This is a genomic window from Sphingomonas alpina (assembly GCF_014490665.1).
Lineage (GTDB): Bacteria > Pseudomonadota > Alphaproteobacteria > Sphingomonadales > Sphingomonadaceae > Sphingomonas > Sphingomonas alpina.
On the sequence record NZ_CP061038.1, the window covers coordinates 2,790,785 to 2,804,573 of the forward strand.

Genomic DNA, 13,789 nt, shown 5'->3' on the forward strand with positions numbered 1-13,789 from the left:
CTGGAACCGGGAGGAACGTTATATGAAGGTTTTCGTCGCCGCATTGTTGACCTTTGGCGCGGCGACAGCCTGCTTGGCGCAATCGACACCAGCCCAGCCTGACCCTCGCTTCACCCTCCCCAGCACCGTTTCGCCGGAAGCAGCGGCGGAGCTGAAAATGATTTTCGGGCTCTGGCGAGGGGGCAAGGCGGAGACCAGACCCAATAGCCCGGCGGACTGGAAAGCGTCCTACGACCGGCTCGAGACGATGATCGAACCGTTCGTCGCCGCAACCGTCAAGCCACTGAACATCACCGAAACCCCCGATCGTATCGGTGATATCCCGGTCCTCCGGTTGCGGCCGGCCAGCTATAAGGCGGGTACTGCGCCACTGATCTACGTCCACGGCGGCGGTTATGTCTCCTTCTCGGCAAAATCGTCGCGGCTGACCGGCGCACTCCTTGCCGCCGCCGCCGGCCGCGAAGTGATCTCGATCGATTACACCGTTGCGCCGCAGGGCAATTGGCGAACCGCCACCGATCAGGTGCTGGCCGTCTGGAAGGCGCTCATCGCCGCCGGCGCGAAGCCGGCAACGATCGGCATGTTCGGTGATTCAGCCGGTGGCGGCCTGGTCGCCGGATCGGTGCTGAAGATGCGCGATCAGGGGCTGCCGCTGCCTGGCGCACTGCTGCTTCTCTCGCCCTGGTCGGACATCACTGCCACCGGCGACACCTATACCAGCCTGGCCGCCGCCGATCCGTCGCTCAACACCGAGTCGCTTTCCTGGAGCGCGGATGCCTATGCGGCACCGGCCGACCAGAAGAACCCCTATGTCTCGCCCGTCTATGGCGATTATTCGAAGGCCTTTCCGCCGACGTTGATCCAGGGCGGCACGCGCGAGATCTTCCTGAGCAATTTCGTGCGGCACTATCAGGCGATCCGCTCGGGCGGCCATGAGGCGGTGCTCGATATTTACGAAGGCATGCCACACGTCTTCCAGACGCTCGCGTCGCATTCGCCGGAATCCCGTCTCGCAGTGGCGCGGGCCGCCGCATTTTTCGACGCGCATCTCGCTCGCGCAAGATAGCGCCCGGCGGCCCTGTCAGTGAGATGGCAGGTAGAACCAGAACGTGCCGACCATCACGGCCAATGCGCCAAGATAGTCCGCGACCAGCCGCACCATCGCGCCGATCCGCGTTCGCGGCCGGTATCCCAGGATCAGGTCGTGCAGCCGCATGCTGAGATAGAGCAGCCCCAGGATCGCCAGCAACAGGCCGACCACGATCAGGTAGCGCCGCAGGCCGCTTGATCCTGCCAGAATATAGGGCACAAGCACGGCCGCCAAAAGCAGCGACGCAAGCAATGTCGCGACCCGCGCATGCCCCCTCCGCTCTGCCCAGAAGAGCAGCAACACTCCCGCCCCCACCCCGGCGACCAGCAGCAGCAATGCCGTGCCGGAAACCGCCGATCGCACCCCCATCGGCCCGATCATCATCATCGGCGCTACGCCGAACACGACAATCGCAAGATAGGCCGCGCGCCGCGCGGCGCTCATCTCCGTAAATTTGCTCGCGACCAAGCCGAACTGCGCGGGCCGGACAGGCCGGTCCCTGCCGCGAACGAGATCGTGCATCCAGCCTGCGTCCAGGACCAATGCGCAGGAAATTGTCATGGCCGCGATGCTGAGCACCAGATTCCACGGCGGCGGCAGGCTTGAAAAAAGGCTCATGGTTCGCGCGTACAGCGCAACGCAGCCCAAGTCTCCCGGATCGTCGGCGCGTTACACTGCGCTGGCGGCACGATGGCAAGGCCGTTTTCGACACTGAGAAAGAGCGCGCCGGGTCAGGTCCGGCAAGACTGCGTGCCTGACCCTGTGTGATGGTTGAATCGCTGCCGACGAAGCTATGAAAACGAGGCCGATGCGATGGACGGCGGGAGATATGTTACACCTGCGATGTAACATATCTCATCGCGCGTCTCAGGCCATTGCTTCGGCGAGCATAAAATAAGCCTTTTTATATCAGATACATGAATATCCGTCGGGTCGTTCCCGACAGGGGAGCTTAGGCCAGAAGAACGCTCGTCTCCGGCATGGACGCCGCGCGCTCTTTTGTTATGACGCCGGTCATGACGTCTCCTTCTCCGCGCATCGTCGGTCTCTTCCGCTATCCGGTAAAAAGCCTGCGCGGCCATCCGCTCGATCGCGCGCCAGTCGAACCGCGCGGCATTGCCGGTGACCGGCGCTGGATGGTGATCGACCACATTGGCCGCTTCCAGACACGGCGCGAAGCGCCGCATATGGCGCGGTTCGATGTCGCTCTCGACGGCGACGCGCTGATCCTCACTCATCCCGATCTGGGCACGCATCGCGTCGAGCGGCCCGGCGATGACGCGGCAACGATCGAGACCAAGGTCTGGCGCGACACGATATCCGCACGCCTCACGCCGCCCGACACTGCGGCGTTTCTTTCCGAGGCATTCGGCAAACCGGTACGCCTCGTCCATCAACCCGACATGTCCCTTCGGCCCGCCGATCCGCGCTACGCCCATGCCGACGACCATGTCAGCCTGGCCGACGGCTTTCCCTTCCTGGTCACCACCCATGCATCGCTCGAGGCGCTGAACGCTCAGCTGGCCGTGCCGGTCGGGATGGACCGGTTCCGGCCCAATATCGTCATCGCCGGCACCCAAGCCTGGGCGGAGGATCGCTGGCGCCGCATTCGCATCGGCGCCGTCACGCTGCGCATCGCCAAGCCCTGTACGCGCTGCGTCATCACCACGCAGCACCCGCTGACCGGCGAACAGGAGCAGGGGAACGACCCGTTGAGCACGCTCCGCGCGATGGGACGGATGGCGAAGGGCGGCATCGTCTTCGGGCAGAACGCCATTGCCGATGCGCCGGGCGAGATCGCGGTTGGGGATGCGGTGGAGGTGCTGGAAGAGGGCGAAAGCAATCTGGGATGACGCGGACTGCCGGTTCGGCCGATCAGGGCCGACACCGAATGATTTCGCCGTCTTCCTTGATGAATTCCGCCGGGGTCTTGTCCAGAAGTTCAAGCACCGCTTCCGACGGACGGCACAGCTTCGTTCCTTTCGGCGTCACGACGACAGGCCGGTTCACCAGGACGGGATGTTCGATCATCGCGTCGATGATCGCCGCATCGGATACCGATAAATCGAGCAAGCCCAGCGCCACGGCGGGTGTCCCCTTTTCGCGCAGCACATCTCGCGGCGCCGCGTCCATTGCAGCGAACAGCCCTTCAAGCTGCAGGCGCGTCCAGCCCATATTACGGTAGTCGATGACCGTGGGCGCGTAGCCGGCGGCTTCGATCATCGCCAGCGTGTTGCGCGACGTGCCGCAATCGGGGTTGTGATAGATGGTAATGGGGAAATCGGTCATGGCCTGGCTCGTGTTGCGATAGTAGACCGGGCGACGGCGTTGCCCCGTTCGTACCAGCCCCTGGAGCGGTTCACGATCGCGACCACCGACAGCATGACCGGTACCTCGATCAGGACGCCGACCACCGTTGCCAATGCCGCGCCGGATTGAAGGCCGAACAAACCGATCGCTGCCGCGACCGCCAGCTCGAAGAAATTGCTGGCGCCGATCAGCGCCGATGGTCCTGCGACGCAATGTGCCTCACCCACGGCGCGGTTCAGGACATAGGCCAGCCCGGCGTTGAAATAGACCTGGATCAGGATGGGAACGGCCAGCAATGCGATGATCAGCGGTTGCGCGACAATCTGTTCGCCCTGAAATCCGAACAGCAGGACCAAAGTCGCCAGCAACGCGACCAGCGATACCGGTCCCAGCCGCGACAACAGCCGATCGAGCGCACCCTGCCCGCCCTGCGCCATGACCGCCCGTCGCAGGATCTGGGCAACGATGACCGGCACGATGATGTACAACGCGACCGACAACAGCAGCGTGTTCCATGGCACGGTGATCGCCGCGACGCCCAGCAGCAGGCCGACCAGTGGCGCGAACAGGAACACCATCAGCACGTCGTTCAGCGCGACCTGACTCAGCGTGTAGGCCGGGTCGCCGTCGCACAGGTTCGACCATATAAAGACCATCGCGGTACAGGGCGCCGCCGCGAGCAGGATGAGCCCCGCAATATAGGACGACGTCTGTCCCGCCGGCAGCAGCGGCGCGAACAGCCATCCGATGAAAATCGTCCCCAGCAACGCCATCGAAAAGGGCTTCACCGCCCAATTGACGAACAATGTGACGCCCATGCCTCGCCAATGCCGGCGTACGGCACCAAGCGCGCCGAAGTCGATTTTCAGCAGCATGGGAATAATCATCAACCAGACCAGCACGGCGACCGGCATGTTGACGCTCGCAATCTCCGCTGCCCCGACCGCCGCAAACAAGGCGGGCAGCAAATGCCCGGCCGTGATGCCGACGACGATACACAACAGAACCCAGAGCGTAAGATAGCGTTCGAACATCGCCATCCCCGGCTTGACGGCATCCACCGTCATGCCTTCGCGCCCGCATCGCAACGCGCCGCCGGGTCGAACAGCGAGCCGCAGATTTCAGGACGACCGGCGCAGCAATCGGCGACCAGGAAACCGAGCAGGTCACGCATCCCGTCATAATTTGCGGAATAGATGACGGAACGGCCTTCGCGACGCGAATGGACCAGCCCGGCATGACCGAGAATGGTCAGGTGCGTCGACAGAGTGTTCGGCAACACCCCGACTTCCCGCGCAATCTCACCCGCCGGCAGCCCCTCGGCGCCCGCCCGGACCAGCAGTCGAAACACGGCGAGCCGGTGCCCATGAGCAAGCGCGGAAAGGGCCTCGACGGCCAGGGGCAGCAGCATCAGCAGCACCCCGCCTTGGGCGCCGCATCGGGAATGTCTTCGTCTTCGCCATAGGACGTCGCATCGCCCATGGTGAAAAAGGTTTCCCAGCGAACGCCGGCAGTATCCGTGACCCAGCTCTTGTCGGACTTCGCATAGCAGCAGGTCGTCGCTTCCTGATCGAACGTCGTATTGCCCGCCGCCTTCAGGCGCGTGGCCAGCGCCGCCAGCTCATCGGCGCTATCGACCTGAATGCCCACATGATCGACGCCGGTGGCGCGGGCCCGCGCCGATATCGCAAGGTTCACGCGGGGATCTTCAAGCATCCACTTCGCATAATCATCCTTCACGACGGACGGCGGCGCGTCGAACAAGGTGCTGTAGAATGCGACTGCCTGTTCGATGTCGGGAACGCTGACGTGCATATGCAAACGCTTCATGGTTCGAGCCTCCTGGTTTCGATATTTCGAATATTCTCGAATTATCGATTCGGCAAGAGCTGTTTTTGGGCTCGCCGACAGCCCCGGCCTGCATTGTCCTTTGAACTGGCTCCCGAGATCACAACCGGGCTAGGCTAGGTGGAAATGTCGCGCGCCCCATCCGCCCCCACCGTCTCCATCCTGATGCCGACCTATAACGCACCCGACTTCGCCCGCGCCGCGATCGACAGCGTGCTCGCCCAGACCTTCACAGATTTCGAGCTGATCGTCATCGACGATGCCTCGACCGACGCCACCGCAAGCATGCTCGCCGGCATCGACGACCCCCGCCTCCGCATCCTGAAACCGGACTGCAACGAAGGTCCCGTCCTTGCCCGCAATCGCGGGTTCGCGGCGGCGCGGGGGCGCTATGTCGCAGCACTCGACCATGACGATCTGTGCCGGCCGGGCCGGCTCGCCGAGCAGGTCGCCTATCTCGATGCGCACCCCGGCACCGTGCTGGTCGCCAGCAACGCCTCGATCCTCGAGCACGGCAGGGAACGCCCGCATCCCGGCCCGCGCACGTCCACGCCCGTGCTGCTCGACTGGCTGTTGCTGCTACGCAATCCGCTGGTCTGGTCATCAGTGATGATCCGCGCGGATGCGGCGCGCGCGCTCGATCCGTTCAACCGGCCCGACCGCTACGGCGCGGAGGATTTCGATTTCTACCACCGCATCCGCGCCCATGGCACGATCGCGCGGATCGATGCCGATTTGCTGGTCTATCGCGAGCATCCGGGCGGCGTGTCGAAGCGCTTTGCCGATCGCACCGACGCGACCGCCATTGCGGTGCTGTCCGAAGCTTATGCCCCACTCTTCGGAAACGAGGCGGCGGCGCGCGCCACCTCGATGGTCCGTCACTCCGCGCGTGCCGCGCCAGTCGACGATGCAGCGACGCTTGCCCTGCTCGGCGATACTCTCGACCGGCTTCACGCCCGTTTCCTGCGCGAGCACGCACCGCGTCGGTCCGATCGACGGCGCATCGCGTGGCACACCGCACGGCTCTGGTGGCGGCTTGCGGCGGAGGCACGGCGCGCGGGTGTGCCGTGGCGCACGGCAACGCAGAGCGCGCCGGGCTGCGCGCGACTGTCCGGCCTGGGTGCGCCGGCGCTTGCCCGCATCTGGCTCGGCACATTGCGCCGATGGAGCTAGGGCTTCCATATCGATTCAACCCGGGCGCGACCCATGGCAGCGGGGCGGCGAACGGAGCACCATCGCGTATTCCGCCACGCTCTTTCTCATGCTGAATCAGACGATGAATTCGTCCGCTGTTATGGCGATAACAGGGGTGGCGCGACCCCTGTTATGTTGGATTTGACCGCTGTTATCCATAACAGCGGTAATCGACCGCAACACATTGGAAAAACACCGATAAACCGGATGCACAATCCAACTTAACAGGGGTCGTTTCTTTTTTCCAAATAACAGCGGTGGATGACCGGCGCCGGCGGCATGCGGGCGGCGTTGTGCCCTCGCAAACCGACTCTCGATAGAATCGACCGGCCCCACGTTTTCTTAATGACTTGGCGGCACGATCCCGCACGCAACCCATTACTTGCGAGATCTGTGCATGACCATCGAAAGCATCGCCCGTTCGCTTGCCCGCAGCGTGCCTGTCTCCGCCCCTGCGCTGAAGGCCGGCTATCGCGCCAGCGAACGCATGCTCAGCACCATGGCCGGCACCTGGCCGTCGCTGATCAAGGCGCGGACCGAGAAGATCACCATCGCGATCACCGCGCATTGCAATTTGCGCTGCAAGGGCTGCAAATATGGGCGCGACTTCATGCCCGGCGCACAGCTTCCGCTCGAGACGGTGCGCGGACTGCTTGAGGATGCCGCTGCGGCGAAAGTGCCCGCGGTGCGCCTTTATGGCGGCGAACCCCTGCTCCACCCGAACGTGGTCGAGATGGTGCAGATCGCCAATGATCTCGATGTCGGCTGCTACATGACCACCAATGCGCTGATCCTCGACAAGAAGATCGCCGCGCTGCACGCCGCCGGGCTGCGCAAGGTGACGATCGGCTATTATGGTCAGGAGGGCGCGTTCGACGATTATGTCCAGCGCCCCGGCCGGTTCGAGCGGCTGGTCGAAAGCCTGACCAACACCCGCGCGATGTTCGGCCCGGAAGAGCTCGACATCCAGTTCAACTTCCTGCTCAGCCGCCGTTCCGCGACGATCGAAGCGGTCGACGAAATGGTCGCCTTTGCCGATCGCTTCCAGGGCAATGTCCATATTGATGTGGTGCATTACTCGCTGCCCTATTTCGACGAAGGCGAGGACCGCGAGCTGCAATTCCGGCCCGAAGACAAGCCGGCGGTCGATGCGGTGATCGACCATCTGCTCCGGCTGAAGATGGCGCGGCCCAAGCTGCTGACCGAATCCGCCACGGCGATCGCCGCCTTTGCCGACTGGGCGCTGAAACAGGAAGGGATGCGCATCCCCTGCGATGCGCGAAAATTGCTCTGGGTCGGCGCCGATGGCTCGGTGATGCTGTGCTACGTCACCTTCCCGCTCGGCAATCTGCATGAGAAGCGGTTGAGCGAGATTCTCTACAAGGAACCGCATCACGAGGCGGCGCGCGACGCGTTTCAGCTCAACTGCCCCAATTGCCATTGCGAGGCTGCATCGCGCGTCGAGAAGCACGCGCCTTCATTCCGCAAATATTCGAAAGAGGCGGCGGAGCGCCTCATGGCGCGCTGAGCCACAGATGATCCGCGTCGCGCATCTGCTGCCCAATCTCGTCATTGGCGGGCGCGAGCGGATCGTCGCCGATCTGTGCCGCGAGGCGCCGCGTCGTGGCATTGATCCGCTCGTCATCGCCTATGATCCCGCCACCGATCCGGCCGGGCAGTTCGCGGTCGATGCGCCGGTGGTGGCGATCGACCGGCGCGATCCCGGCTTCGTGCGCCGGCTCCACGACTGGCTCACCGATGCACGGATCGATGTGCTGCATGCCCAGGGCCATGTTTCTGCCGCCCTTGCACGCCGCAGCCTGGGCGATACGCCGATGGTCGCGACACTGCACATCGCACTCGGCACAGGCTGGCGCTGGGCGGTTCCCGTCGCGCGTGGGTTGCGCGCAGCGCGAGCCGTGACCGCGGTCTCCGGCGATCTCGCACGCCGCTACCGTCCGCTCGCCGGCCAGCCGATCCGGACCATCGCCACCGGTGTCGATCTCGACCGCTTCGCCGCGGGGGGGCACGCCCGCCCGGCAGGCAGGCCCTTCACACTCGGCATCGCCGCCCGCCTTCACCCCGTCAAACGCCATCAGGACGCACTGGCCGCGCTGCACATCCTGCAGCGACGCGGCCTTTCATGTCGGCTGGAGATCGCGGGAGACGGCCCCCGCGCCGCCGAGTTGGCTGGCCTGGCACAGGGTCTCGACGTCGGGCGGCTCGGCACGATCACCGACATGCCTCGCTGGCTGTCGACGCTGGATGGCTTCATGCTGGTGTCCGATCATGAGGGCACACCCGCTGCACTGATCGAAGCAATGGCGGCGGGCCTGCCTTGCATCGCGACCCGGGTTGGCGGCATGCCCGCGCTGACTGGCGATACCGCGCTGCTCGTCCCGCGCCGCTCGCCACGCGATATCGCCGACGCGATCGAACGCCTGATCCGCGATCCCGGGCTGGCGCGGAACCTGGCGAGTGCGGCAAGAGATCGGGCTGCGCTGTTCGGCACCGACCGGCAATCCTCGGCCTATCGTGACGTGTATCGCGCGGTGTGCCGCTAGGCCTTCTGCTCCGCCACTTGCATGACAAATTCGTCATCCAGCCGCCATCTCCCTGAAATCCGGTTGTGGTTACCTATGTGCAATGGCCAGATCCTCTTTCAGCACCCGGCGCCGCCGGCCGATATTGCGCCCGATCCTCATCGTGGCCGCGACCATCCTTGTGATCGGCAGCGCCGTCGCCTGGGCGGCAGGCTTCTTCGACAGCGATCCGGATCATTTCTTCGGCAGCGCGGCAAAGGGGCCGGTCCCCGTTGCCGCGCTCTACATGTCGGGCGATATGGGCTTGCGCTTCGGCATGGGCAGCGGCGTGTCGCACGCACTGGCCATCCGGCGCATCCCGGTGCTCGGCATCAGCTCGCCGGCCCTGTTCGCCATTCACCGCACCCCGGTTGAGGTCGATGCGATCGTCGCGCGAGGAGTACGCGACGTCGTGGCGCGGACCGGCGCCGAGCGGGTCATCCTGATCGGCCAGTCGTTCGGCGCCGACGTGCTCGGCACCGGCGCCGCGGCGTTGCCGTCCGACCTGCGGCGCCGGATCGCCGCAATCGTGCTGGTCGTGCCGGGCCAGGGGGTCTTCTACCGCGCCGACCCGACCGGCTTCGCCTATCGCGGCACGCCCGATGCCGATCCGGTGGCGGCCGCGAAAAGCATCGGCTGGGCACCCTATGTGTGCATTTACGGCGAACAGGAGACCGACAGTCTCTGCCCTCGCCTGAAGGGTACGTCGGCCCGGGTTATCGCCCTTCCCGGCGGCCATTTCCTCCACCGCGACGAACCGCGGCTGATCGCCACGATCATTGCCTCGCTTCGCCCCCATGTCCCCCAGCTCAATCTCAAGGAAGTGACGCAATGACCCGTTTCGGTCAGCTGGCGATGACGCTTGCCCTTCTCCCGGCCATCGCCGCCGCCCCGGTGTCGATCGAGACTCCGCCCATATTGGGTCTGTGGCATAATCCACAGAACACGCTCCAGGTCCGCACCCAGGCCTGTGGCGGGGAATTGTGCGGTGTCATCGCGCATGCCACCCCGACCGCCGAGCAGGATGCGCGCGAGGCCGGGGTGAAGCAGCTGGTCGGCGTGCAACTGCTCTCCGGCTATCGCGAGACCGGTCCGGGGAAATGGTCGGGTACGGTGTATGTCCCCGATATGGGCCGCAGTTTTTCATCGCGGATCGTTCAGCTCTCGCCCGACAGCCTCAAAATCTCCGGCTGCCTGATCGGAGGATGGTTTTGCAAATCGCAAATCTGGACCCGCGTCTGATCCGTCGCGACCGGATCGGCGAAGCGCTCGCCTGGGGCCGCGCGCATCGGCGTGAGCTGGCGATCCTCGCCGTGCTCGTCGTCGCCTTGCTCGGCTTCGCGGCGCTGCGTGCGATCCTCGCCGAGGTCCGGCTGAAGGAAGTCCGCGCCGCGCTCCACGCGATACCGCAGATACAGATCGTGGCAGCCCTGGCGCTGACCGCGCTCAGTTATCTGTCGCTGACGCTCAGCGAAGCGCTGTCGCTGCGTGCAATCGGCATACGCCTGCCCTGGCGCACCGCTGCGCTCGCCTCATTCACCAGCTACGCGATCAGTCATAATTTCGGGCTGACCCTGCTGACCGGCGGATCGGCCCGCTACCGGGTCTATGCCTCGGCCGGGCTCGATCTCGGCGCCGTCGCGCGGGTCGGGCTGCTCTCCTCCGCCGCCTTTTGGGGCGCCTTGCTCGGCGTTGCTGCCGTGGCGCTGCTCAGCGGCGGCGCGCCGGTCGATATTGCCGGCGCCGTGATCCCGGCATTCGCCGGACAGGTCGTCGCTGTCGCTGTCCTGGCGCTGCTCGCCTTGCTGTTCATCGTCCGCCTGCGTGGGGTCGAGCAGGTCGGGGTCGGGCGCTTTACCCTGCCCATTCCGCCGGCTGCGACCATGGCCGCCCAGCTGGGCGTCGCCGCGTTCGACCTTGCCGCGTCCTCGGCCGCGCTGTTCGTACTGCTGCCCGAGGCAACGCCACAGACGATCGGGCTGTTCTTCCTCGCCTATGCGGTGGCGGTCTCCGTCGCCGCCGCATCGCATGTGCCCGGCGGCATCGGCGTGTTCGAAGCGATCATCCTCGCCATCACGCCGGCCAGCAATGGCGGCGTGTTCGCCGCGCTGCTGCTGTACCGGCTGATCTATTACGTCCTGCCGCTGATCGTCGCGGCGGCGCTGCTCGCCTCGGTCGAGGGACACAGGTTGCGCCGCCCGATCGCGATGGGCCTGTCGCTGGCCGAACGCAGCGCACGCTACCTCGCGCCGCCGCTGATCGGGCTGCTGGTCTTTACCGGCGGGCTGATCCTGCTCATCTCGGGCGCGCTGCCAGCCGTGCATTGGCGGATTCACTGGCTTGCCCATATCGTCCCGCTGCCGTTCGTCGAGGCATCGCATTTCGCCGCCAGCCTGGCCGGCACCGCGCTACTGCTCGTCGCCCCGGCGATCAGCGCGCGGATGCGCAGCGGCTTCCTCGCCGCACGTCTGCTGCTCGCCGGGGGTATCGTCTTCTCGCTCCTCAAGGGCTTCGATTATGAGGAAGCCACGCTGCTCGGCGTGATCGCGGTCATCCTGCAATATTGTCGCCCCGCTTTCTATCGTCGCGCCGGCATCCTCGACGCGCCGCTGCAGCGCACCTGGCTCGCCGCCGCCGCGATCGCGATCGGCCTCAGCCTGTGGGCCGGATTCTTCGCCTATAAGCATGTCGCCTATCATGACGACCTGTGGTGGGCCTTTGCCTGGAAAGGCAACGCGCCACGCTTCCTGCGCGCCAGCATGGGGGCGGCGGTGCTGCTCGGGGCGGTCGCGTGCTGGCGCCTTTTGAGCGCGCCGATCCGGCCGATCGGCAACATGGTCCTGCCGCTCCAGGTCGCCGATACAGCACTCGCTTTGTCGTCTCGCGCCGATGCCGCACTCGCCCTGACCGGCGACAAGCAGTTCCTCATTGCGGCCTCGGGCGCCGCCTATCTGATGTACCGCGTGCGCGGCCGGACCTGGGTGGTGATGGGCGATCCGGTCGGCGCATTCGCCGACTGGTCCGAGCTCGTCTGGCAGATCCGCGCGCGCTGCGACGCCGCGCATGGGCGGCTGTGCTTCTATCAGGCGAGCAACGAGCTGCTGCCGCTGCTGATCGAAATGGGCCTGCAGGTGATGAAATATGGCGACGAGGCGCAGGTCGATCTCGCCAGCTTCACGCTCGAGGGGCCGGCATCCAAGTCGCTGCGCCATTCGACCCGCAAGGCGGAAAGCGCCGGCCTGACGTTCGAGATCATTCCCGCCGCAGCAGTGCCGGCGATCGTGCCTCAGCTCAGGGCGGTGTCGGACGCCTGGCTCGGCGACAAGGGCGGGCATGAGAAATGCTTCAGCATCGGCCGCTTCGACCCAGTCTATCTCGCCCGCTTCGACTGCGCGGTGCTACGGCAGGAAGGACGGATTATCGCCTTCGCCAATATCTGGACGACGCGCAATCGCGCCGAGCTGTCGGTCGATCTGATGCGGCATTGGCCCGATACGCCCTATGGCACGATGGACCTGCTGTTCGTGCGCCTGATGCAATGGGGTGCGGCGAACGGATATGCGCGGTTCAATCTCGGCATGGCGCCGCTCTCGGGCCTCAACGGACGTCGTCTCGCCCCGCTCTGGTCGCGCATCGGCCATGCGATCTACGGCCATGGCGAGGCTTTGTACGGCTTTTCCGGCCTGCGCTCGTTCAAGGCAAAATTCCAGCCCATCTGGGTGCCACGCTATGTCGCAACCATGCCGGGGCTCGCTACGCCCTGGGCGATGATCAATCTTGTCGGCCTGATCGGCGGCTGACTCCATGGCCTTATGCGATGGGCTGCTTGACGCCACCCCGCCCTCGCCCTATTTGCCGCGCCTCTGCTTGCACGGCCCCTTCGTCTAGCGGTTAGGACGTCGCCCTCTCACGGCGAAAACACGAGTTCGATTCTCGTAGGGGTCACCAGCGATTTCACGGTGAAACGGCAGCGCTGCACGCGAACGGCGCTTTCACATCGAGCACGCTCAGAATCTTGCGCCCGCTGCCATGGCCCGTTTCGCGAAGCTCGTGACCGCGCATGGCCGATACGATATGGGGCTTCTTCTATGGCGGGCTAATCAGTCCGGGGGTGGTGGCGCGCGGGTTTTCGCCCAAACGAAAAGCGACAGCGTCGTTGACGGAATACGCGCTGACAATTTCTCCGCCGGTTAACCTGCGACCCGAACCACAGGCAATCGTCTTTGGCCGCCAGTTCGAAACCACGCACGCCGGACTCGATCGTGTCTATGGCCCGCTGGCGGCGAAATACCTCTCCTATCCGGTGCTGGCCCGGCAGGAAGGAGGTCGCCGTCCTCAGCCGGTTGGCAGCATCAGGACGGATAGACCGCAACGTTGATGTTCCGTGCAAGAGTCAGCAACTGATCAGGATCGCTGCTGCGGCTCTCGATCGTGATCTCATCGACATCATCAAAATACCGCTCCGGCTGAACCAGATCCACCGTGCCGCCTGCCAGGACCGGAGTATTGGCATAGCTGACGCGCACATCGCCCGCATCGTTCCCCGGCACGCTGACCGAGACGATATGGCTCGTGTTGCACATCCGGTGCACGGAGATGACGATGCGGTTGGCCTCCAACCGGGCGCCGCTGAAATCGACCGCGCACATCACAGGCACATGGGCAACCAGCCTGAGCGTCGCCGTGGAGGCGTAAGCGACCGGTGCCTGCACAATCGCCGACACCAGGAAAAATGCTGTGATGATCTTGCGCATGAATGGCCTCC

General features: G+C 65.1%; 15 protein-coding genes and 1 tRNA gene. 10 read left to right on the plus strand and 6 right to left on the minus strand.

Annotation, left to right across the window (positions count from 1 at the left end; translation table 11 throughout):
- Nucleotides 1-22: 22 nt before the first annotated feature.
- Entirely contained in the window at nt 23-1,066 is a 1,044-nt protein-coding gene (locus tag H3Z74_RS12865; protein ID WP_187760056.1) for an alpha/beta hydrolase fold domain-containing protein, read from the plus strand.
- Nucleotides 1,067-1,081: 15 nt separating this feature from the next.
- Here the strand turns inward: H3Z74_RS12865 and H3Z74_RS12870 are convergent, their stop codons facing one another.
- On the minus strand, nt 1,082-1,708 hold the full coding sequence (locus tag H3Z74_RS12870; protein WP_187760057.1) for a hypothetical protein: 627 nt from the start codon (nt 1,706-1,708) through the stop codon (nt 1,082-1,084).
- A 398-nt stretch (nt 1,709-2,106) separates the two neighbouring features.
- Here H3Z74_RS12870 and H3Z74_RS12875 point away from each other — a divergent pair, with 398 nt between their 5' ends.
- Complete coding sequence (locus H3Z74_RS12875; protein ID WP_187760058.1) at nt 2,107-2,943, plus strand: MOSC domain-containing protein; 837 nt, start codon at nt 2,107-2,109, stop codon at nt 2,941-2,943.
- A 22-nt stretch (nt 2,944-2,965) separates the two neighbouring features.
- Here the strand turns inward: H3Z74_RS12875 and arsC are convergent, their stop codons facing one another.
- From arsC to H3Z74_RS12895, 4 genes are read right to left on the minus strand one after another with little or no spacing between them, the layout of a single operon-like run.
- Nucleotides 2,966-3,379, minus strand: coding sequence for an arsenate reductase (glutaredoxin) (gene arsC, locus H3Z74_RS12880; protein WP_187760059.1), 414 nt, complete (start codon nt 3,377-3,379; stop codon nt 2,966-2,968).
- A complete protein-coding gene (gene arsB / locus H3Z74_RS12885) occupies nt 3,376-4,467 on the minus strand; it encodes an ACR3 family arsenite efflux transporter (protein WP_229726554.1) in 1,092 nt (363 codons plus the stop codon). Before arsB ends, arsC begins: the two co-directional genes overlap by 4 nt.
- Complete coding sequence (locus H3Z74_RS12890; protein WP_187760060.1) at nt 4,464-4,811, minus strand: ArsR/SmtB family transcription factor; 348 nt, start codon at nt 4,809-4,811, stop codon at nt 4,464-4,466. The genes arsB and H3Z74_RS12890 overlap by 4 nt, the downstream gene beginning before the upstream one ends.
- Nucleotides 4,811-5,230, minus strand: a complete 420-nt coding sequence (locus tag H3Z74_RS12895; RefSeq protein ID WP_187760061.1) for an ArsI/CadI family heavy metal resistance metalloenzyme — start codon at nt 5,228-5,230, stop codon at nt 4,811-4,813. The genes H3Z74_RS12890 and H3Z74_RS12895 overlap by 1 nt, the downstream gene beginning before the upstream one ends.
- A gap of 144 nt (nt 5,231-5,374) precedes the next feature.
- Here H3Z74_RS12895 and H3Z74_RS12900 point away from each other — a divergent pair, with 144 nt between their 5' ends.
- The 8 genes from H3Z74_RS12900 (at nt 5,375) to H3Z74_RS12935 (ending at nt 13,402) form a co-directional block, all read left to right on the plus strand.
- Nucleotides 5,375-6,421: a glycosyltransferase family 2 protein gene (locus H3Z74_RS12900; protein ID WP_229726555.1), complete on the plus strand. Its 1,047-nt coding sequence runs from the start codon at nt 5,375-5,377 to the stop codon at nt 6,419-6,421.
- A 418-nt stretch (nt 6,422-6,839) separates the two neighbouring features.
- On the plus strand, nt 6,840-7,970 hold the full coding sequence (locus H3Z74_RS12905; RefSeq protein WP_187760063.1) for a radical SAM protein: 1,131 nt from the start codon (nt 6,840-6,842) through the stop codon (nt 7,968-7,970).
- 7 nt (nt 7,971-7,977) lie between these two features.
- Nucleotides 7,978-9,006 carry a glycosyltransferase gene (locus H3Z74_RS12910; RefSeq protein ID WP_187760064.1) on the plus strand — a complete coding sequence of 343 codons (1,029 nt, stop codon included), beginning with the start codon at nt 7,978-7,980 and terminating at the stop codon, nt 9,004-9,006.
- A gap of 82 nt (nt 9,007-9,088) precedes the next feature.
- Nucleotides 9,089-9,859, plus strand: a complete 771-nt coding sequence (locus H3Z74_RS12915) for an AcvB/VirJ family lysyl-phosphatidylglycerol hydrolase (protein ID WP_187760065.1) — start codon at nt 9,089-9,091, stop codon at nt 9,857-9,859.
- Nucleotides 9,856-10,266 (plus strand): DUF2147 domain-containing protein, encoded by a 411-nt coding sequence (locus H3Z74_RS12920; protein WP_187760066.1) that lies wholly within the window; start codon nt 9,856-9,858, stop codon nt 10,264-10,266. Before H3Z74_RS12915 ends, H3Z74_RS12920 begins: the two co-directional genes overlap by 4 nt.
- Nucleotides 10,236-12,824 (plus strand): bifunctional lysylphosphatidylglycerol flippase/synthetase MprF, encoded by a 2,589-nt coding sequence (gene mprF / locus H3Z74_RS12925; RefSeq protein WP_229726556.1) that lies wholly within the window; start codon nt 10,236-10,238, stop codon nt 12,822-12,824. The genes H3Z74_RS12920 and mprF overlap by 31 nt, the downstream gene beginning before the upstream one ends.
- A 73-nt stretch (nt 12,825-12,897) precedes the next feature.
- Nucleotides 12,898-12,972 (plus strand) — tRNA-Glu (locus H3Z74_RS12930).
- Nucleotides 12,973-13,084: 112 nt separating this feature from the next.
- Nucleotides 13,085-13,402: a hypothetical protein gene (locus H3Z74_RS12935; RefSeq protein ID WP_187760068.1), complete on the plus strand. Its 318-nt coding sequence runs from the start codon at nt 13,085-13,087 to the stop codon at nt 13,400-13,402.
- Here H3Z74_RS12935 and H3Z74_RS12940 read toward each other — a convergent pair.
- Complete coding sequence (locus H3Z74_RS12940) at nt 13,377-13,778, minus strand: hypothetical protein (protein ID WP_187760069.1); 402 nt, start codon at nt 13,776-13,778, stop codon at nt 13,377-13,379. The two genes, H3Z74_RS12935 and H3Z74_RS12940, sit on opposite strands and share 26 nt — an antisense overlap.
- Nucleotides 13,779-13,789 lie beyond the last annotated feature (11 nt).

Excerpts from the sequence above, each read along its gene's own strand:
- H3Z74_RS12935 (WP_187760068.1), top strand. The coding sequence starts at position 13,085 with ATGGCCGATACGATATGGGGCTTCTTCTATGGCGGGCTAATCAGTCCG.
- H3Z74_RS12920 (WP_187760066.1), top strand. The coding sequence starts at position 9,856 with ATGACCCGTTTCGGTCAGCTGGCGATGACGCTTGCCCTTCTCCCGGCC.
- H3Z74_RS12870 (WP_187760057.1), bottom strand. The coding sequence starts at position 1,708 with ATGAGCCTTTTTTCAAGCCTGCCGCCGCCGTGGAATCTGGTGCTCAGC.
- H3Z74_RS12905 (WP_187760063.1), top strand. The coding sequence starts at position 6,840 with ATGACCATCGAAAGCATCGCCCGTTCGCTTGCCCGCAGCGTGCCTGTC.
- H3Z74_RS12940 (WP_187760069.1), bottom strand. The coding sequence starts at position 13,778 with ATGCGCAAGATCATCACAGCATTTTTCCTGGTGTCGGCGATTGTGCAG.
- arsC (WP_187760059.1), bottom strand. The coding sequence starts at position 3,379 with ATGACCGATTTCCCCATTACCATCTATCACAACCCCGATTGCGGCACG.
- H3Z74_RS12895 (WP_187760061.1), bottom strand. The coding sequence starts at position 5,230 with ATGAAGCGTTTGCATATGCACGTCAGCGTTCCCGACATCGAACAGGCA.
- H3Z74_RS12890 (WP_187760060.1), bottom strand. The coding sequence starts at position 4,811 with ATGCTGCTGCCCCTGGCCGTCGAGGCCCTTTCCGCGCTTGCTCATGGG.
- H3Z74_RS12900 (WP_229726555.1), top strand. The coding sequence starts at position 5,375 with ATGTCGCGCGCCCCATCCGCCCCCACCGTCTCCATCCTGATGCCGACC.
- H3Z74_RS12875 (WP_187760058.1), top strand. The coding sequence starts at position 2,107 with ATGACGTCTCCTTCTCCGCGCATCGTCGGTCTCTTCCGCTATCCGGTA.
- H3Z74_RS12910 (WP_187760064.1), top strand. The coding sequence starts at position 7,978 with ATGATCCGCGTCGCGCATCTGCTGCCCAATCTCGTCATTGGCGGGCGC.
- H3Z74_RS12865 (WP_187760056.1), top strand. The coding sequence starts at position 23 with ATGAAGGTTTTCGTCGCCGCATTGTTGACCTTTGGCGCGGCGACAGCC.
- arsB (WP_229726554.1), bottom strand. The coding sequence starts at position 4,467 with ATGACGGTGGATGCCGTCAAGCCGGGGATGGCGATGTTCGAACGCTAT.
- H3Z74_RS12915 (WP_187760065.1), top strand. The coding sequence starts at position 9,089 with ATGGCCAGATCCTCTTTCAGCACCCGGCGCCGCCGGCCGATATTGCGC.